Source organism: Rothia sp. CCM 9419 (genome assembly GCF_048512815.1).
GTDB lineage: Bacteria > Actinomycetota > Actinomycetes > Actinomycetales > Micrococcaceae > Rothia.
On the sequence record NZ_JBLXXY010000004.1, the window covers coordinates 103,543 to 123,272 of the forward strand.

Consider the following 19,730-nt stretch of genomic DNA (forward strand, 5'->3'; position numbering starts at 1 on the left):
CTAAAAACCACGAACAGTAGGAGTCTAGCTATGCACAAAACACCCCGCAAAAAACAGCTACACGAAGACGGCCTAGAACGTCTAGCTATCATTGACACACAAGCTATCACCCACAACGTTCAAACCATCCGAAAAAATATCGGCAACCGAACACTTATCGCCATTATCAAAGCAGACGCCTACGGGCACGGTGCAATACCCGTAGCGAAAACCGTACTAGAAGCTGGCGCAGACATCCTTGGCGTCGTACACGTGAGTGAAGCTATAACACTTCGAGAAGCAGGAATCGAAGCTCCACTCATCGCATGGCTACACACCCCCCGCACCCCATTCGCTACAGCCATAGAACATAACATCCAGCTAGGCAGCTCCGGTTGGGATCTCGAACATATTGCGCGTGCAGCACAACAACTCAACAAAACCGCCCACGTCCACCTCAAAATAGATACCGGTCTAGGGCGTAACGGATGTGTACCAGAACAATGGGAGACTTTCTTCGCCCAAGCCAAAAAATATCAAGACCAAGGCCTTATCAACGTCTGTGGTATTTTCTCTCATCTAGCTGTCGCAGACGAACCTCAACGCCTTGAAACACAACAACAGCTAACGCATTTTTCTCAGGCCGTACAACAAGCCCAAACAATAGGCCTGAACCCAAAATATATTCACCTAGCAAATACTCCCGCCACCCTAGGAACGGGAGAAGGGCTTTACGGACAAGAGCTACTTTGCAATACAGTACGCGTCGGCATCGGACTTTACGGGTTAAGCCCCATCGAGGGTAAAACCTCACAAGAACTAGGTTTAGAACCAGCTATGACAGTGCAAACATACATTAGCGCAGTCAAAGAAGTACCCGCTGGACAAGGAGTCTCATACGGGCTCAACTACCGCACCACAAAACCCACAACATTAGCGCTCATCCCCATGGGGTACGCGGACGGGATACCTCGCATCGCCCAGAACGCACCAGTACGTATCTACAGAGAAGGATACCCCGCACAAAACCATACAGTCGTCGGCAGAATAGCCATGGACCAAATGGTGATAGACCTCGGCGAAGCTGGACTATCAGAGAGCAAACACGGATACTTAGGCGCTCGCGTTGTACTCTTTGGGGCAGGGGAGAATCCTCCAGTAGAAGCTTGGGCAGAGGCCGCTCAAACCATCAACTATGAGATTGTCACCCGCATTTCTGCTCGAGTCCCACGCGTCTACCACCCCTAAACGACGAAGAACGATAATACCCGTGATGAATAAGACCGTAACCTTTGAACTTTCCTCAAAAGAAGACACCCAACACCTTGCACAAGCATTAGCGCCACTGCTACGTCCTGCAGACCTCATCATGCTCAACGGCGAATTAGGAGCAGGAAAGACGACTTTCACGCGTTGCCTTGGACATGCGCTAGGGGTACGTGAAGGAATTATCTCTCCAACCTTTGTACTTTCTCGAGTGCACCCTAACCTTGCAGATGGTATCCGCCCTGGTGGACCTGACCTTGTGCACGTAGATGCCTACCGTCTAAGCAGCGCTGAAGAAATTGATGACCTTGACCTCGAATATTCTTTAGAACGCTCTGTGACCATCGTTGAATGGGGAGAAAACAAAGTTGAACACCTTAGCGATTCACGCCTAGAAATCGACATCATTCGAGCAACCGGAGGAAACGGAAACATACCATTTCAAGGGATAAACGATGAAGACGAAACGGATGAATACAGCTCAGAACCACGCACGATGATGATTCGCGGATGCGGGCCTCGGTGGAATACTGAAACATGGAATGAATTAGTGGACAGGCTCTCGGCTGTATTGAACGCTGAACAATAATCTTTTGACAAGGAAACCGCTAGACTAGAGAGCGTGCTTGTACTTGCTTTAGACTCATCCGCCACTGCATCTGTCGCCCTCGGTCAATGGACTGCCGATGGAGTCAGACTATTAGGCCAATGCAAAACCTCAGATACCCGTTCACATGCTGAAGTCATGGCTCCTTATGTGCAACAAACCTTAGAACAGGCTCAGCTCACCGCTAAAGACCTAGATGCTGTGCTTGTCGGTAGAGGACCTGGACCTTTCACAGGGCTACGTGCCGGCATTATGACGGCACGAGTGCTCAGCTTCGCTCATCACATTCCGTGTTACGGGCTTATGAGCTTATATGCCATCGCAGAATCTGCATATGAACATGCTCAAGAACACCAAAACCAGCGTTTTCTCGTGGCTACTGACGCCCGCCGTAGAGAAGTATATTCAGCAGAATTTGAACTCACAGAGCACGGATATCAACTCTGTACTGAACCAGCGGTAGGCTCTGCCTCCAATCTTAAAGACTTACCAGTGTACGGTGCAGGTGCCGGACTATACTCTAACGTTCTGAACGCTGCGGCTGATTTTACTCACGTTCAACCAGAGGCCTATGGCCTTCTCCACGCCGCATGGCGGTTAGGACAGAAAAACCTAAAGACCGAAACAAGTGCACTATATTTACGGGAATCTGACGCAAAAGTTCCTCAGTCTATGGTGACAGCAGGAACTGCCTAATGGAAAAAACTAGGACAACCGCAGACGGCTCAACGGTAGTGTTGAGAACATTAGAACTGGTCGATCTTGAACAAATTCATCGTCTAGAATGCGAACTCTTTCCGGTTGATGCTTGGCCGATAGAGATGTTTTTAGCAGAGGTACAGCACCCAACTCGTCATTACATTGTGCTAGAACAAGAACATCAAATTATTGGGTACGCCGGTGTTATGACAGTCGCAGACACCGCAGATGTCCAGACTCTAGCCGTCTGCTCCTCTGCGAGGGGGCGAGGCTACGGAAGATGGCTCCTCGAAACCTTGCATAAACAAGCCCTTGCCCGTGGCGCGGAACGTATCATGCTAGAAGTAAGAGCGGATAATCCTATTGCTCAGAATCTATATTTAGCTCAAGGCTATACGCCGGTGCACCGTCGTGAACGATACTATAACGATGGCGTAGACGCTCTGATAATGATGAAAAACCTCGAAAACGTTGAATCTCTCCAAGAAGAAAAACACCATGACCAATAGAGAACCCCTTGTACTAGGAATTGAATCATCCTGTGACGAAACAGGAATCGGCATCGTACGAGGAACCACACTCCTGAGCAATACGGTTTCTTCATCCATGGAAGAACACGTACGTTTTGGCGGAGTCATACCAGAAATTGCTTCTCGGGCACACCTTGAAGCGATGATTCCCGCGATAGAGCAGGCACTTGAAGAAGCTCAAGTGGATTTAGACGAAATAGACGCTATTGCTGTTACTGCAGGACCGGGCCTTGCCGGCGCGCTCATCGTGGGTGTCTCCGCAGCTAAGGCGTTAGCCGTTGCTACCGGAAAACCTCTATACGGTATTAACCATCTTGTTGCTCATGTTGGTGTCGGTCTACTTGATCAACCGACTCGCACTCTCCACCTCGAACAACTCTGCGAACGAGGGCTCGGCGCACTATTAGTTTCTGGCGGGCACACCGAGATTCTTGCCGTTCATAACATCACATCAGATGTTCGTCTTCTTGGCGCTACCCTCGATGACGCGGCGGGGGAAGCCTACGATAAAGTAGCTCGACTTCTCGGGCTCAACTACCCTGGGGGACCTGCCATCGACCAAGCTAGTCGTTCTGGAGATTCTCAGGCTTTCCGATTCCCCCGCGGACTTTCTGCCCGAAAATTTATGGGAACAGCTGAAGCCCCCGGACCTCATCGCTATGATTTTTCTTTCTCCGGTCTCAAAACAGCTGTCGCCCGAGTCATCGAAGGATATCAAGCACGAGAAGAAACTGTACCTGTTGCAGATATTGCTGCTTCTTTCCAAGAATCGGTAGTAGACATCATCACCCATAAAGCGTTATTAGCATGTACTGAACAAGGGCTAGAAACATTGCTCTTAGGAGGTGGCGTCGCTGCAAACTCACGGCTCAGAGAGCTGCTTGCTCAACGTTGTGCTGAACATTCGGTAGAACTGATCGTTCCTGAGCTGTCTTTGTGCACTGATAACGGTGCGATGGTTGCAGCATTAGGGGCACGCCTGGTTGCTGAAGGGACAAAACCTTCTCCTTTAGAGTTCGAGACGGACTCATCGTTACCTGTGCATCTCATCTCAATATAAGAACTGGATATCCACAATTGTCAAAGATGTGGGTTTAGAGGCATTGAGCTACTAAGTCTTTAACGACCGCACGTAAATTGCCTCCGGCCGATTGGGCAACCAGACGTTGTCTGGTGCTATTTCCTCCAGAGCCCATCATCGTCTTAATGTGCTTTAGTTCTTCAACGCACCCTAGATCTTGCGCAATGGGGGAAAGCTCGCTGACGAGTTCTTGTAAGTCTTCTTGTACAGGGCGTTCATCGTTACGATTATTTTGAATAATGATAGCGTCCAAACCATAACGTGCTGCCCGCCATTTGTTCTCTTGAACATGCCATGGTTTGAGGGCCTCTAGCTTTTCTCCTCTATCGAGTTTTCGTGAGAAAGATTCGACCAGACATTGGGTTAAAGCTGCGATAGCTGCAATATCTTTGAGCGATGACAGCCCATCACAAATACGCATTTCTACGGTGCCATAATGGGGTACTGGACGAATATCCCAACGGTTTTCACTAGGGTCGTCGATAACTCCTGTATGAAGCATATCTTGTAGATATGCTTCATATTCTTCCCAACTATCAAAGTGAAAGGGAAGTCCGGCTGTTGGAAGCTGCTGGAACATTAACGCTCTTTGGCTAACGTAACCGGTGTCTACACCTTCCCAAAAAGGGGAGGATGCCGAGAGAGCAAGTAGGTGGGGGTAGTAGGTGGTGAGTCCATCGATAATGGGTAATGCCTTGTCTCGAGAATCGACACCGACATGTACGTGAACACCGTAAATGACCATCTGTCGCCCCCAATACTGGGTACGCTCAAGCATCTTGAGATAACGTTCTTTAGAAGCTACCGGCTGGTCAAGACTCCGCGAGAAGGGGTGAGTTCCGGCGGAGAAGAACTCTATTCCTAGTGCATCGGTGGACTGTTTGAGAGTTAATGCACTGTGACGTAACTGTTCTATGGCTTCTGCGACAGTTGTGCAGACCCCGGTGACAAGTTCTAGGGTATTATCGAGAAACTCTCCGGTGAGATGAGCACCCTCAGTAGCATCCAATAATTCGGGGTTCTTCTGCTGTACTCGTGCTAGTACTTCTTGAGCCCGAGAGCATAGCTCCTGTGTTTTGGCGTCGACAAGGGCAAGCTCCCACTCTATACCCAATGTGGATGGTGCAGACGGTGCGAAGGGAATCATTGTTCTCCTACCTGTGATGGTGTTTTTCCATGGTAGGACAGAAAAGAAGAATTACGAACTTATGACGTCATAAAGGTGAGACAGCCAACGCTAACCGTCGAGAGGTTTTACCCTCTCCAATCCGCGTTAAAATGAGTGTTCCGCTACGTCCTGTCACTGATTTTTTAGTATTTTTGTGATGTCCTAGGAGCTTGATACGTAGTTGTTCGGGAGAAATATCTACCCCTCGTTTTTTGATAGTGAGAGTGGTGATGTTATTCTCGCGTACCCACCGTTTGAGGTGTTTATCGTTAATAGGAAGCACCTGCTCTACACGATACCCTTTGAGCCCGAGAACCTGCAGGGGAGAAGAACTGGTGAGATACGCAATATGTTCGTCAATAAGTTCTGCATCGGTGGTACGAATAATTTCGCCGAGAAGATGCGCACGAATTAAAGCACCATCTGGCTCATAAATATATTCTTTGACCTCATACAGAGGTTCAGATGCTTGTTGCTGGCTGTGAGATTCATGGTAAGGGCTAGAAACCTCAGTGATAACCGATGGTTCAAAAGGGTCACTATCAAGAACGAGCGCGCTTCTTTTAACGTGAGGTCGTGCTAACGCGTTAAACCATAACACCACTTCAACGACAGATCCCTGATGGCTAATCCACTGAGCTTCACATTCTTCAGGTATCTGATCGTGGGGGATAGCTGGCCCCATTTTGACGCCCATGGCAATTCCTGTTTGTGCTAATTTTCGAATGAACGATAAAGGCGGAGAAAAATCTTCTGCATCGAAAGTGCGTGACTGCGTTTTACCATGCTGGACAGTTCGCCGTGCAGGATCAAGCCATAACCCGTCAATTTGGCGCCCAAAAGTTTGGTGAATCGCTGCTAAATCAAGCTGTTCTATATCAGCACAAAAAACCTGTGCCGACGGAAAACCCATAAGATTATATTGGGCATAGCTAGCTGTTCTCTGATCAATCTCTACAGCAGTAACGGCTAACCCCGCCTGCGCAAAACTGAGTGAGTCAGCACCAATACCACACCCTAAATCTGCGACAGAATCAATCTGTGCTTGTGCAAAGCGCTGTGCATGTACCATCGCAACAGCTTGACGAGTGGACTGTTCATAACCAGCTTCGGTTAAAAGCATTTGGTGAGCTTGTTGCCCAAATTTTTCAAGAGCTTTTGTTCTGTTCTTTGCTTGAGTCAAAATCTTATGGACACTATCTGCGCTAAAGCCTTGTGCTCGTAATTGCGTCGCATGATTAAGCGCATGACTATCGTTATAGGGGACGAACAAAGCAATTGCTTCTAACTCTTCTTGAGTTTCTTCAACTGCTGGTGCCGGATGTACAGAGGTGCTCATAGTCGTCAGTGTCCTTATGTTTGGTTAGAGCTCATATTATAGATGCGCTGTGTGCGAAACTGGCGGGTTTTCTTGACCTTCTCTAGGGTACGGCTCTAAAGTTTGTGTTAGCACTTAAGAGCTGACAGTGCTAATAATTCTTGAAGAAGTATCGGCACCGCGACGACGAAACTCCCTCAAAGCACTACTTAGCTCAAACATCAGAAATGTTAAAAGAACATCAAGGAGCAAAAATGTCCTCCATCAAACCACTCGAAGACCGCGTAGTTGTCCAGATTCTCGAAGCAGAACAGACCACCGCATCTGGACTTGTTATCCCTGATACCGCTAAAGAGAAGCCACAGGAAGCAAAAGTTATCGCAGTTGGCCCTGGACGCACCGACGAAAAAGGCAACCGCATCCCCGTTGACGTAGCAGAAGGCGACATCGTCATCTTCTCCAAATACGGCGGAACCGAAGTATCCTTCGGCGGAGCAGACTACCTCATCCTCTCCGCACGTGACGTATTGGCTATCGTCAACAAATAATCTTTTCCGCACACAATACAAAGGAGCTAAGAATTCATGGCAAAACAGCTTGAATTCAATGACGCAGCTCGCAAGAGCCTGCAAGCTGGTGTGGATAAACTCGCAAATGCTGTCAAAGTGACGTTGGGCCCTCGCGGGCGCAATGTAGTTCTTGATAAGCAGTGGGGCGCACCTATCATTACTAATGACGGTGTATCTATCGCTCGTGAAATTGAACTAGAAGACCCATACGAAAACCTTGGCGCTCAGCTCGCCAAAGAAGTCGCCACCAAAACAAACGATGTAGCAGGTGACGGTACAACTACTGCAACCGTACTCGCTCAAGCGCTTGTTTCTGAAGGTCTGCGTAACGTCACCTCTGGTGCCGCACCAGGAGAAGTCAAACGAGGCATCGAAACAGCTGTTCGCGCTGTCTCCCAACGACTCCTTGAAAACGCCAGAGACGTTCAAGGCGAAGAAGTTGCACACGTAGCGGCTATCTCAGCACAGTCCCCAGAAATTGGTGAACTGCTTGCCCAAGCTTTCGACAAAGTCGGACAAGACGGCGTCATCACCATCGAAGACGGTTCAACCACAGAAATTGAACTGGAAATTACCGAAGGTATGCAATTCGACAAAGGCTACCTCTCACCATCATTCGTTACCGACTCTGATCGTGCAGAAGCAGTCCTCGAAGATAGCCTCATCCTGCTCTACCAAGGCAAAATCTCAACTGTTGCTGAGATTATGCCACTGCTAGAAAAAATCGTTCAGGCGAAAAAACCGCTGACCATCATCGCAGAAGACGTAGACGGAGAAGCTCTTAGCACCCTCGTCGTCAATAAGCTTCGAGGAAACCTCAACGTCGTTGCCGTTAAGGCTCCTGGCTTCGGCGACCGCCGCAAAGCAATTATGCAAGACCTTGCAATTCTTACCGGCGGAACCGTTATCACCGGAGAACTTGGAATCTCCCTTGACTCAGTCACTATCGACCAGCTCGGCTCAGCACGCCGTGTTACCGTCACCAAAAACAACACCACCATCGTTGAAGGTGCCGGTAGCTCTGCAGACGTCGCTGAACGAGTCAACCAACTCCGCGCAGAAATTGAGCGAGTCGACTCCGAATGGGACCGCGAAAAGCTCAAAGAACGTCTGGCAAAACTTGCCGGTGGTGTTGGAGTTATCAAAGTTGGTGCAGCAACCGAGGTCGAAGCGAAAGAACGTAAACACCGTATTGAAGATGCAGTATCCTCTACCCGTGCAGCACTTGAAGAAGGCATCGTTGCAGGTGGCGGAACCGCACTCGTGCATGCGTTAGCAGCACTTGAAGGTATGACACTTGAGTCAAAAGACGCTCAAACCGGTGTTGAAATCGTCAAGAAAGCACTCGTCCAACCTCTGCGCTGGATTGCTCAAAATGCTGGCGAAGACGGATACGTCGTCACCAGCAAAGTAGCTCAACTACCCGTTGGCTCTGGATTCAACGCACGTACCGGCGACTACGAAGACCTCATCGCTGCTGGCGTTATTGACCCCGTCAAAGTAACACGCTCAGCGCTAGAGAACGCTTCATCCATTGCCGCATTGGTACTGACAACCGAAACCCTCGTGGTTGAGAAACCCGAAACAGAGGACGAAGAAGATAAATAAAACATCTTCTTCTAGAACCCTCTAGAACAGAGAAAAGCCTGTTTTAGCCGCTCCCACAGCGACTAAAACAGGCTTTTCTCACCTCAAAAAGAACTTGTGTTTGCTCACAGTAGACTCAGAAAAAATACTATTTAGGCAGACAATCGACTCCAGTTCCGGTAACGTTCAAAGGTCAGCACTCTCGTCAATCAGATATATACACACAGAAAGAGAACTCTTTCATGGTTGCGCAAACACACACCAAATACCCGTTGAATAGGCGGTGGCTTAAAACCCAAGGTTTTCGCCCCGAAATTCAAGGCCTACGCGCATTAGCTCTCTTTCTCGTCGTCACCTACCACATCTGGTTCGGCAAAGTCTCTGGAGGCGTTGACGTATTCCTCTTCATCTCCGCCTTCCTCCTCTCACTATCAACCTTACGTAAAATCAATGAGGGAAAACCGCTTGCCCTCATCAAATACTGGCTACACGTCTTTCAACGCCTACTACCAGCTGCTGCCACCGTCATTGCCGGAACCGTCATCGCCTCATGGTATTTTCTCTCCCCATCACGCATCATGGGAATCATCCACGACGGCATAGCAGCACTCTTATACTTCCTCAACTGGCGTTTAGCATATAACTCAGTAGACTATTACGCACAAGACGCAGCCACAAAAACACCCCTACAACACTTCTGGTCACTGTCCATGCAAGGACAGATTTTCATCCTCTGGCCCATCCTCTTCCTCTGCGTCGCATTACTCGTCCGCCGCTTCCGCCTTAACCTCATCGGAACAGCCTTACTCGTATTCGGTACCGTCTGGGGAATCTCACTCGCCTTTTCCATCTACGAAACCGCTACCAACCAAGGCTTCGCATATTTTGATACACGCACTAGAGCATGGGAATTCGCTACCGGAACACTCCTTGCCATAGTGACCTTTTACTGGAAACCTCCACGATGGCTTCGCATCCCCATGGGATGGGTTGGCGTTGCCGGACTCATCCTCTGCGGGCTCATACTGCCAGTACAAGAAGCCTTCCCCGGATACCTTGCACTGTGGCCAGTAACCTGCGGCGCTCTCGTTATTCTTGCAGGACAAACAAACTCCCCATGGGGCGTTGACCGAATCCTCAGCTCCACCCCACTACTAAAGCTCGGCGAAATCTCCTACGCCCTCTACCTCGTACACTGGCCGGTTTACATCATCTACTCAACGCGCGCTCGCGTGGACCACCCTGATTTTTTGGTCGGTTCGTTGCTCATCATTAGCTCGATAGTCATTGCCACCATCATTCACTATGGAATTGAAGAACCTCTACGACGTACTCCCACCGTTAAAAAACATGCGGTACCGAAACCTCATCGTGGAATGAAAAAACTTCTCTCCGGTGCTACTGCTCGCCCAATAGCTATTATTCTGAGCTGCCTGATGCTTGTTGGTGTTCCTCTCGTGGGCGCTAAAGCGTGGGTCCACCATCGTAACAATCAGCTCGAAGCTCTTGCCGAAGCTGCCGGAAGCCCTGACTTTCCTGGGGCGTACGCCTACAACGAGGTTTCTACTCATTACAAGTATCCGCCTATTCCTACTACCGACCCCGAAAAACAATACGATGGTATCGACCCGAACGGCTGTGGCGGTCTTATCGGAGTAGACGGGGGAGTCATCAATTCACTCTGCGGACTTGAACAGAACTCATCTAAGGCAGATAGTCCTTTAATGATGGTTATTGGCTCTTCGCATGCTGGGCAATCTATTGCCTTCTATAGACCGTGGGCTCAAGAGCACCAAACAAACCTTATGGATTTACATCTTGGCGCGTGTCGTTACCCGTTGGAGGCAGAACCGAACCCTAACGAAGAATGCGAAGAATACAACGCTAATATTCGTCAGCTCGTACTTGATGTTCACCCTGAGGCAGTCGCCTTGCTCGTAACACAGACAGACGCGCATCATTCGGAGATTCTTGTGCCCGGTATCGAAGAAGAAATTGAAGCGTACACTCGAGCAGGGATACCTGTTCTTGCGTTACGTGATAATCCTCGATGGGCTGATAATATTTATGACTGTGCTCAGACTCATCCAGAAGATCCTACGTTTTGTGGAGAAAAGCGGGAACAAAAACTTGCAGATATTAATCCTGCTCAAGATTTGATAGACCGCAATCCCTTGGTTTATGGTCTTGATTTTTCGGAACAATATTGTCCCGATGGTTTTTGTTCTCCTATTTTTGGCAACGTCTATGTGTACATGGACGATAACCATATCTCTCGTGCGTACGGTTCTACTTTGGATCAAGAACTCAACCGACAGCTACAAGAACAAGGGTTTAGCCTCGGACGTACCTAAACTACTCCTTTTACCACATTAAATATTCATAATGGGGGCGTCTTATACCCCTACCATGTTGTCTGTTATCACGAAGAGAAAAATACCTACCTGTGGCATCAAAAGAACGTCGATTTAGACCAGAGATTCAAGGGTTACGCGCTTTTGCTGTGACCTTGGTCGTTGCCTACCATTTTTGGCTCGGGCGAGTTTCGGGAGGGGTGGACGTTTTCCTCCTCATCTCCGCTTTTTTGATGACGCTTTCATTCACTCGGAAACTAGAAACAGGTCAGCCAATCGGTTTTAAAGCCCTGAAAGACTACTGGGCACGTACTTTTAAACGTATTATGCCTTTGGCTACGGCAACTGTTCTACTAGTGCTGATGGGGACATGGTTTTTTCTGCCTGCGCCACGGTGGCAAGGGATTATTGATGAAGCCGTTTCAGTCGTTTTCTATTATGAAAACTGGTGGTCCATCAACAACTTGGTGGATTATTATGCTGCTGATTCTTCACAGGCCTCACCGTTACGCCACTTCTGGTCGCTATCGGTTCAAGGGCAAATATTTCTTCTATGGCCCTTACTCTTTGCTCTGAGCTGGGTCATTTACCGTATGATAGGGCGACGGTTCGCTCGCGGTATTCTAGCAACTCTTTTTGGTGCTGTTTTTCTTGCTTCATTGACGTACTCGGTCTATTACACACATCTTGACCAACAGCTTGCATATTTTTCTACGTACACTCGCCTTTGGGAATTTGCCTTAGGTTCTTTGATTGCTATCGGGCTGCCGTATCTTCGTTTCCCTTCAACCATCAAAATAATGGTGGGCTGGCTGGGCCTTATCGCAATAGTATTATGTGGCCTTATCCTAGATGTTGAAGGTAATTTCCCTGGGTATTATGCCTTGTGGCCTACTTTAGCAGCCGCTGCTGTACTGGTTAGCGGAGATAGTGCAAGCCGATGGGGTGTGGAGCGTTTACTCTCCCTCAAACCTTTATTATGGCTTGCGACATATTCTTATGGGCTTTATCTTATACACTGGCCTCTTCTTGTGTTTTACCTCTACACCGTCGACCAAGAAAAGGCCAGTACCAGCGCTGGAATCATACTCTTTGCAGTATCGTTGGGATGCGCTTGGATTCTTACTCAGGCGAATAAAAAACTTTTAACATGCACTCAGCGTTTTGACGGCAATGCACGTTTTTCTGTCCTGGTTGTTGGATGCTGTATGACCGTTGTCCTCGTAAGTACAACATTATGGAATGTCGTTTTAGAGCGTGCAGAACAACGCCTGAACGCTCAACCTATCGTCGATAACCCTGGTGCCCTTGCCCTTGAAGCAGGTTTCATTTACGAAGGTGAAGAAAATGCTGGTATTCGCCCTAGCTCTGCTGACCGTTTCGACGACCGTCCCCTCTATAGCACCTCTTGTGCGCCGAGCCTTCTAGAAACATACCATTTTGAAGAATGGAACTGTCATCAACTGACAACTTCTGAAGAGCCCACACGCCGAGTCATCGCTGTTGGAAACTCTCATATGGATCAGTGGGGCGATCCGCTTATCTCACTAGCAACACAAGAAAATTGGGATCTTCAATTCCTACAATTTAACGACTGCTACCTACTCGACCCTGCCCGTAATACCACAAATCAAGGATGCCAACGCTGGATTGAGAACTCACAACGCTATATCGATGAGCAAAAACCTGACCTCGTCATCACCATTGGAACAATCTCCGTGTACGAAGGCTCGGGGGAGTACGTCCCTGACGGGCTAGAAGAGTTTATTGAACATCTTGAGCACGAAGGTATTGAGATTATTGCTCTTCGGGATAACCCTCGTTTTGAATCAACTCATGCAGATTGTGAGACAAGAACCCATCAGCTCTGCACCTTCGACTCAGAACTTGCTCAACAACCTAGCCCCTTAGAAGAATACGCAGCACAATACCCTAACTTCGGCACTGTCGATATGACAGACTTGATTTGCCCCAACGCAGAGTGCCCTTCTGCTGTCGGTAACGTGTACGTATATCGTGATGATTCACATCTAACACAAACATTCGTCATCTCTGCAGAAAATTTCTTCATTCAACGGATGCTTGAAACACTTGAAGGTACTGAACATGCCGATACGGTTGATGAATCTTCGGTACCGGAATATTCAGATACATAAACTCGGTAAGCTCATCAGGTACAGAAAATATTGAATCGGTGAGACGTATACCCTTTTTATCGTGGAACTATTAGGGTTCACACCCTCTGGGGTTTACTATTAACAATTGGATAACCTTTTTCTCTTTCCTCCAGAGAATAACTCTCACAACCGAAAGGTCCGATTCGTTCATGGCTACGCCCACCGCATTGTCTGAAGATCCTTTTGGCTTCACCGGCCTCACCTACGACGACGTTCTTCTGCTACCAGGTAATACCGACGTCAACCCTGCAGATGCTGATACCTCCACAAAATTGTCAAAGCGTATCACCCTGAACACCCCTATTATTTCTGCTGCAATGGACACCGTCACTGAATCTGACATGGCTATTGCAATGGCTCGTCTGGGTGGACTGGGCGTACTACACCGCAACCTTTCCATTGAAGATCAAGCCACTCACGTAGACCGTGTAAAGCGTAGCGAATCTGGAATGATTACTAATCCCGCAACTATCGGTCCAGATGCAACAATTGAAGAATTTGATGCCGTGTGCGGACACTTCCGAGTTTCGGGACTTCCCGTCGTTGACGAAAACGGTATTTTGGTCGGTATCATCACCAACCGTGACATCCGTTATTTACCCGAATCTGAATACTCACAGCGTACCGTTCGTGAGATTATGTCCCCTATGCCACTAATCACCGGCTATGAGGGGATGTCCAAAGAAGAGGCCTACAACCTATTAGCTTCTAACAAGATTGAAAAGCTGCCTCTTGTTGATCAAAACGGCAAATTGACCGGTTTGATCACAGTCAAAGACTTTATCAAAACAGAACAATACCCTCACGCCACCAAAGACGATGAAGGCCGTCTTCGCGTTGGTGCGGCTGTTGGATTCTTTGGTGACGGCTACGAACGAGCTATGACCTTAGTAGAAGCTGGTGTTGATGCACTCTTTATCGATACCGCTAACGGACATTCACAAGGCGTACTCGATATGATTGCCCGTCTTAAAAAAGATTCTGCTGCCGATCACGTCGATATCATCGGCGGACAGGCAGCAACCCGTGCTGGTGCACAAGCCATTATTGACGCTGGAGCAGACGGCGTTAAAGTTGGTGTTGGCCCTGGTTCTATTTGCACTACTCGCATTATTGCTGGTGTAGGTGTCCCGCAGGTAACAGCCATTAACGAAGCTGCTAAGGCTGCTATTCCGGCAGGCGTTCCTTTGATTGCTGACGGCGGTATGCAACATTCCGGTGAAATCGGTAAAGCCCTTGTTGCTGGTGCTGATTCTGTGATGATGGGCTCCATGCTTGCCGGTACCGCAGAATCTCCTGGCGACCTAATTTTTGTTGATGGCAAACAATTCAAAGCATATCGAGGTATGGGTTCCTTAGGCGCAATGGTTTCTCGTGGACGCCACAAGTCTTACTCGAAAGACCGTTATTTCCAAGCGGATGTTTCTTCTGAAGAGAAACTTATTCCTGAAGGTATTGAAGGACGTGTTCCTTTCCGCGGTCGTGTCGGCTCTGTTTTGCATCAGCTTGAAGGCGGTCTACGTCAGACAATGTTCTATGTTGGTGCTCGCACCATTGAAGAATTGAAATATGAGGGTAAGTTTGTGCGTATCACCCCCGCAGGACTCAAAGAGTCTCACCCTCATGACATTATGATGACGGTTGAAGCACCAAACTACCGTCGCTAAATCATTCGGCGTGGTATACCCCATAAGCGTTATGCGCTTGCTGGGGTATTGCCTCTAACGAAAGGAACGAACCATGTCCGATATCGAAATTGGTTTATCAAAACGGGCTCGTCGCACCTATAAGCTCGACGATGTTGCTCTAGTACCTTCTCGTCGTACTCGCGACCCTGAAGACGTGAGTACCTCATGGCGTATTGACGCTTTTACCTTCGAAACACCCCTAATCGGTGCACCGATGGACTCGGTGATGTCTCCGCAAACTGCTATCGCGTTGGGACGTTTGGGTGGATTAGGCGTTTTAAACCTTGAGGGATTGTGGACACGCTATGAGAACCCTCAACCTTATTTGGATGAGATTACTTCTTTAGAGCTTAACGATCCTGTTGCTGCTACTCGCCGCATGCAAGAAATCTATGCTGAGCCTATTAAAGCTGAGCTAATTACTAAACGCCTTTCAGAAATTCGTGATTCTGGTGTTATTGTTGCAGGCTCTTTGACTCCTCAACATACTCAAGAGTTCTACGAAACTGTTGTTAACGCTGGTGTCGATATTTTTGTGATTCGCGGGACTACTGTTTCTGCTGAGCATGTTTCAGAAAACCGTGAACCGCTCGACCTTAAAAAGTTTATTTACGAACTTGACGTTCCGGTGATTGTTGGTGGTGTAGCTGGGTATACTCCAGCGTTGCACCTGATGAGAACGGGTGCGGCAGGTGTTCTTGTTGGGTTTGGTGGAGGCTCATCGATGACCACTCGACGTGGTCTAGGCATTCAGGCATCTATGGCCACAGCTATTGCTGATGTGGCAGCTGCACGTTCTCGTTACCTTGATGAATCTGGCGGACGCTATGTACACGTCATTGCTGATGGAGAACTTGGACGTTCAGGGGACCTCGTTAAAGCTCTTGCTCTTGGCGCAGATGCTGCGATGATTGGTGCACCTCTCGCACGCGCAAGTGAAGCACCTGGCCGCGGACTCTATTGGGGCAATGAGGCTCATTCAGTGAACTTCCCTCGAGGTATTCGCACAAACCTCGGTACGGTTGGTACTCTCGAAGAAGTCTTGTATGGTCCTTCCCATCACGTTGATGGCACATCCAACATTGTTGGTGCTTTGCGACGGGCTATGGCAACATGCGGTTTTACCGATGTGAAATCTTTCCAACGAAGCGAATTAGTACTAGCCGACTAAGGATAGACACCTAACATAAAGGAACGTGTCTTCACGTCAATAAGCCTTAAAGAACGCTCTGACATCACCGATAGTGGCGGTGGTGTCAGAGCTTTTTGATATCAAACGTTATAGGGTAGATATCGTGTTGAAATTAGCTTTTACTCCTCGATGGATTGCCGGTTTGCTCTTGGTTATTGCTTTGAGCACGGGGTTTGTGATGCTCAGCCACTGGCAGCTTTCCTCCGCAACTTGGGGGCAACGCACCGCTGATCCCGCCAAAGAAATTGTGCAGCCTTGGGAAAAATTTCTTTCAGCACATGAACCGTTAACTATTGAGAACTCTGACCATATGGTTAAGGTGACTGGTCACTATATTGCAGGTTCTTCCTATCTGGTCACCGATAAACTTAATGAGGGACGCCAAGGATATTGGGTAGTGAGTGCTTTCCTTCCCGAAGCAACACCTGCAACAGATTCTGAACCTCGAGCTCTTGCTATTGCACGAGCATGGACTGCCAAGGACTCACTTCCTGCAGAGCCTCAAGGCACTCTTACCGTGATTGGTCGTATCGTCTCTAATGATGCTCCTTATTATTCTCGAGATATCGAGCAGAAATACTCTGCTGAACAGATCACTTCACAGCGTATGATTGGAACTGCAGCTAGCGCTCAACTGACAAACCTGTGGGATATACCCCTCTACGGTGCGATTATTACTGCCGATGCTGAAACACCTCAAGGCACTCCGCTTCCTTTGGATGCTGAAGGAAAGCTACTATCCTCAGCTACTATTGTGGGGCAGACTAGAGATTTACACGGGGTGAGAGCTTCTCAAGTGACCCATGAAGACGTGAACTGGTTAAATATTTTTTATGCGCTGGAGTGGCTTGTTTTTGCTGGTTTTGCGTTCTTCCTCTGGTGGCGGATGCTTAAAGACTCTTATGAAAAAGCTCAAGACCCTGCTGAATATTTTGAATATGAGGGACAGTATTGGTTAGATGAAGACTCCGGAAGATACTATTACTGGGATCCAGCCGAAGAACAATACTACTTTTTTGACGATATTTCACAGCAACAGATACTAGAAGAAAGAACGAATAAACATGCATCATCATGACTCGTCACCTCAGAAACCTCAAGAACGTCAAGACGGCAAAAAAGTGGTGCTTACCGGAGAAGGCACAGCTGACGGTAAAGGTGGATTTACTATCCGCAAAAAATTCGGTGGAACAGAATCTCAGATTCGATCTTCCCTGACCTTTTATAAATGGTGCGCGTGGATTTCTGGTACGTTCCTTCTCCTGCTCGTTCTCGAGATGATTACTCGTTATGTTTTCCGTTTTGACCTTGTGATGGGCGCTCAAGACGCACACACTGGTCAGAGTGTCCCTCTGGGCTTATTGAACCTTGAAACAGATAACTTGGTGGGAGGAATTAACATCTCAACATGGATTCTGATTATCCACGGATGGTTCTATGTTGTATATCTTTTCTCCTGTTTCCGTCTATGGCTTTTGATGCGTTGGGCACTACCACAACTTATTGTGATGGCATTAGGCGGTGTCGTTCCTTTCCTCTCATTTATTGTTGAGAGCCGTATTCACCGTGAGACTTTAGCGTTACTGCGGGCAAATCCGCAAGCCACAAAACGTTACTAACACTTCAATACCGGTAGTGATAAATATTCCCTTTGCTCTTGTCCGGATAGATTATTGCCGGTATCTGAACATTGTGTTTTAGAATGAAGATATATTCTTCGCTTTTTCTGCCTTCTCGGTGAAAAAGTTCCTCATATCAACTGTTAAGGTGACTCGTGACCAACACATCTCATACGGAGCTAGAACAGCGTCCAGTTTTGGTGGTTGACTACGGTGCTCAGTACGCGCAGCTTATTGCTCGTCGCGTTCGTGAAGCCGGTGTTTATTCCGAAATTGTTCCGCATACTATGCCAACCGAGCAGATTCTAGCTAAGAACCCAGCTGCTCTTGTTCTCTCTGGTGGTCCTTCTTCGGTATATGCAGAAGGCGCTCCTAAGGGCGATATCGCACTCTTCGAGTCGGGTATTCCCATCTTTGGTATTTGCTATGGCTTCCAGGTGATGGCACAGACCCTTGGCGGAACTGTCGCCCAAACAGGGCTTCGCGAATATGGCGCAACTGATGCATCAGTGTGCGCTGAAAACTCTTCCTTCCTTACCGGAACCCCAACAACTCAGAACGTCTGGATGTCCCACGGCGACTCTGTATCACAAGCACCTGAAGGCTTCACTGTACTTGCGCAGACACCTGGCGCTTCTGTTGCCGCAATGGTGGATGAAGACCGTAAACTTGGTGGCGTCCAGTGGCACCCCGAAGTCAAACATTCTGATTATGGTCAGGTTGCGCTTGAGAACTTCCTCTTCAACATTGCAGGACTAAAGAAGACTTGGTCTACCGGTAACATCATTGAAGAACAAGTAGCGAAGATTCGTGAGCAGGTCGGTAAAGACCGCGTTATCTGCGCCCTATCCGGTGGTGTTGATTCTTCTGTAGCAGCGGCACTAGTACATAAAGCAGTAGGCGACCAACTGACTTGTTTCTTTATTGATCATGGACTCTTACGACAGGGCGAACGCGAACAAGTCGAAAATGACTACGCTAGCACTATGGGTATCAAGGTCATTACCATTGATGAGTCCGAACGCTTCCTCAACGCTCTTGCTGGTGTCAGCGACCCTGAAACGAAGCGTAAAGCTATCGGTCGTGAGTTTATTCGTTCTTTTGAAGCTGCACAGCGTCAACTGATTGAACAGGCACACGATGATGGCAGCGATATTAAATTCTTAGTACAAGGAACTCTCTACCCTGACGTTGTTGAATCAGGTGGGGGAGAAGGTACCGCAAATATTAAGTCTCACCATAACGTAGGCGGTCTACCTGAAGACATGACCTTTGAACTGGTCGAACCTTTACGTACCCTCTTCAAAGATGAGGTTCGTGCTATCGGCCGTGAGCTGGGTGTTCCCGAAAAGATTGTGGCTCGTCAACCCTTCCCCGGCCCCGGCCTGGGTATCCGCGTTGTTGGTGAAGTAACATACGAGAATTTAGAGATTCTACGAGCTGCAGACGCTATTGCTCGTGAAGAGCTCACAAATGCTGGTCTTGACGACGAAATCTGGCAGTGCCCCGTTGTGCTTCTTGCCGATGTTCGTTCTGTCGGCGTGCAAGGTGACGGCCGTACCTATGGTCACCCCATCGTGCTACGCCCCGTATCCTCCGAAGATGCTATGACCGCCGACTGGTCTCGTCTACCGTATGACGTATTAGCGAAAATCTCGAACCGTATCACTAATGAAGTCTCTGAAGTGAACCGTGTCGTTCTGGACGTTACTTCAAAGCCTCCAGGAACTATTGAGTGGGAATAAACCCCTCAACGTCTTCTTGAACTTGTTAACGCATGGTTCAAGAAGACGTTTCTTCTTTAAGCAAAGTATTCTTTAAACCGAAATGTCTGAGTGAATAGAAAAATATCGTGGTATGCGCAGAAGCTACGCATACCACGATATTTTTGTAAGC

The 19,730-nt window shown here is 48.2% G+C and carries 16 protein-coding genes; 14 read left to right on the forward strand and 2 right to left on the reverse strand.

Features of this window, described 5'->3' with window-relative positions; translation table 11 throughout:
• The first annotated feature begins 30 nt into the window (after positions 1-30).
• The 5 genes from alr to tsaD are packed head-to-tail and all read left to right on the forward strand — an operon-like array spanning position 31 to position 4,141.
• Positions 31-1,227, forward strand: coding sequence for an alanine racemase (alr, locus tag ACN08W_RS05150; RefSeq protein ID WP_419102902.1), 1,197 nt, complete (start codon positions 31-33; stop codon positions 1,225-1,227).
• A 25-nt stretch (positions 1,228-1,252) separates the two neighbouring features.
• A complete protein-coding gene (gene tsaE, locus ACN08W_RS05155) occupies positions 1,253-1,834 on the forward strand; it encodes a tRNA (adenosine(37)-N6)-threonylcarbamoyltransferase complex ATPase subunit type 1 TsaE (protein ID WP_419102901.1) in 582 nt (193 codons plus the stop codon).
• Positions 1,835-1,867: 33 nt separating this feature from the next.
• Positions 1,868-2,548: a tRNA (adenosine(37)-N6)-threonylcarbamoyltransferase complex dimerization subunit type 1 TsaB gene (tsaB, locus tag ACN08W_RS05160; protein ID WP_419102900.1), complete on the forward strand. Its 681-nt coding sequence runs from the start codon at positions 1,868-1,870 to the stop codon at positions 2,546-2,548.
• The gene (gene rimI, locus ACN08W_RS05165; RefSeq protein ID WP_419107050.1) at positions 2,548-3,060 is read left to right on the forward strand and encodes a ribosomal protein S18-alanine N-acetyltransferase; all 513 of its coding nucleotides are present in this window, start codon (positions 2,548-2,550) and stop codon (positions 3,058-3,060) included. The genes tsaB and rimI overlap by 1 nt, the downstream gene beginning before the upstream one ends.
• Positions 3,050-4,141: a tRNA (adenosine(37)-N6)-threonylcarbamoyltransferase complex transferase subunit TsaD gene (tsaD, locus tag ACN08W_RS05170; protein WP_419107049.1), complete on the forward strand. Its 1,092-nt coding sequence runs from the start codon at positions 3,050-3,052 to the stop codon at positions 4,139-4,141. Before rimI ends, tsaD begins: the two co-directional genes overlap by 11 nt.
• 34 nt (positions 4,142-4,175) lie before the next feature.
• Here the strand turns inward: tsaD and ACN08W_RS05175 are convergent, their stop codons facing one another.
• Entirely contained in the window at positions 4,176-5,309 is a 1,134-nt protein-coding gene (locus ACN08W_RS05175) for a glutamate--cysteine ligase (protein WP_419102897.1), read from the reverse strand.
• Between the two features lie 67 nt (positions 5,310-5,376).
• The gene (locus ACN08W_RS05180; RefSeq protein WP_419108949.1) at positions 5,377-6,669 is read right to left on the reverse strand and encodes a THUMP-like domain-containing protein; all 1,293 of its coding nucleotides are present in this window, start codon (positions 6,667-6,669) and stop codon (positions 5,377-5,379) included.
• A gap of 233 nt (positions 6,670-6,902) precedes the next feature.
• Here ACN08W_RS05180 and groES point away from each other — a divergent pair, with 233 nt between their 5' ends.
• From groES to guaA, 9 genes are all read left to right on the forward strand, one after another.
• Positions 6,903-7,196 (forward strand): co-chaperone GroES, encoded by a 294-nt coding sequence (gene groES / locus ACN08W_RS05185; protein WP_419100822.1) that lies wholly within the window; start codon positions 6,903-6,905, stop codon positions 7,194-7,196.
• A gap of 36 nt (positions 7,197-7,232) precedes the next feature.
• Positions 7,233-8,825, forward strand: a complete 1,593-nt coding sequence (gene groL, locus ACN08W_RS05190; RefSeq protein WP_419102895.1) for a chaperonin GroEL — start codon at positions 7,233-7,235, stop codon at positions 8,823-8,825.
• A 221-nt stretch (positions 8,826-9,046) separates the two neighbouring features.
• A complete protein-coding gene (locus ACN08W_RS05195) occupies positions 9,047-11,158 on the forward strand; it encodes an acyltransferase family protein (protein ID WP_419107046.1) in 2,112 nt (703 codons plus the stop codon).
• Positions 11,159-11,250: 92 nt separating this feature from the next.
• Positions 11,251-13,314, forward strand: coding sequence for an acyltransferase family protein (locus tag ACN08W_RS05200; protein ID WP_419108950.1), 2,064 nt, complete (start codon positions 11,251-11,253; stop codon positions 13,312-13,314).
• Between the two features lie 170 nt (positions 13,315-13,484).
• Positions 13,485-15,002, forward strand: coding sequence for an IMP dehydrogenase (guaB, locus tag ACN08W_RS05205; protein WP_419108951.1), 1,518 nt, complete (start codon positions 13,485-13,487; stop codon positions 15,000-15,002).
• A 73-nt stretch (positions 15,003-15,075) separates the two neighbouring features.
• Positions 15,076-16,194 (forward strand): GuaB3 family IMP dehydrogenase-related protein, encoded by a 1,119-nt coding sequence (locus ACN08W_RS05210; RefSeq protein ID WP_419100817.1) that lies wholly within the window; start codon positions 15,076-15,078, stop codon positions 16,192-16,194.
• A gap of 82 nt (positions 16,195-16,276) precedes the next feature.
• Positions 16,277-17,293, forward strand: coding sequence for an SURF1 family protein (locus ACN08W_RS05215; RefSeq protein ID WP_419108952.1), 1,017 nt, complete (start codon positions 16,277-16,279; stop codon positions 17,291-17,293).
• Entirely contained in the window at positions 17,280-17,834 is a 555-nt protein-coding gene (locus ACN08W_RS05220) for a DUF3817 domain-containing protein (protein WP_419108953.1), read from the forward strand. The genes ACN08W_RS05215 and ACN08W_RS05220 overlap by 14 nt, the downstream gene beginning before the upstream one ends.
• Positions 17,835-17,989: 155 nt before the next feature.
• Positions 17,990-19,579 carry a glutamine-hydrolyzing GMP synthase gene (gene guaA, locus ACN08W_RS05225; RefSeq protein ID WP_419108954.1) on the forward strand — a complete coding sequence of 530 codons (1,590 nt, stop codon included), beginning with the start codon at positions 17,990-17,992 and terminating at the stop codon, positions 19,577-19,579.
• The last annotated feature ends 151 nt before the right edge of the window (positions 19,580-19,730 follow it).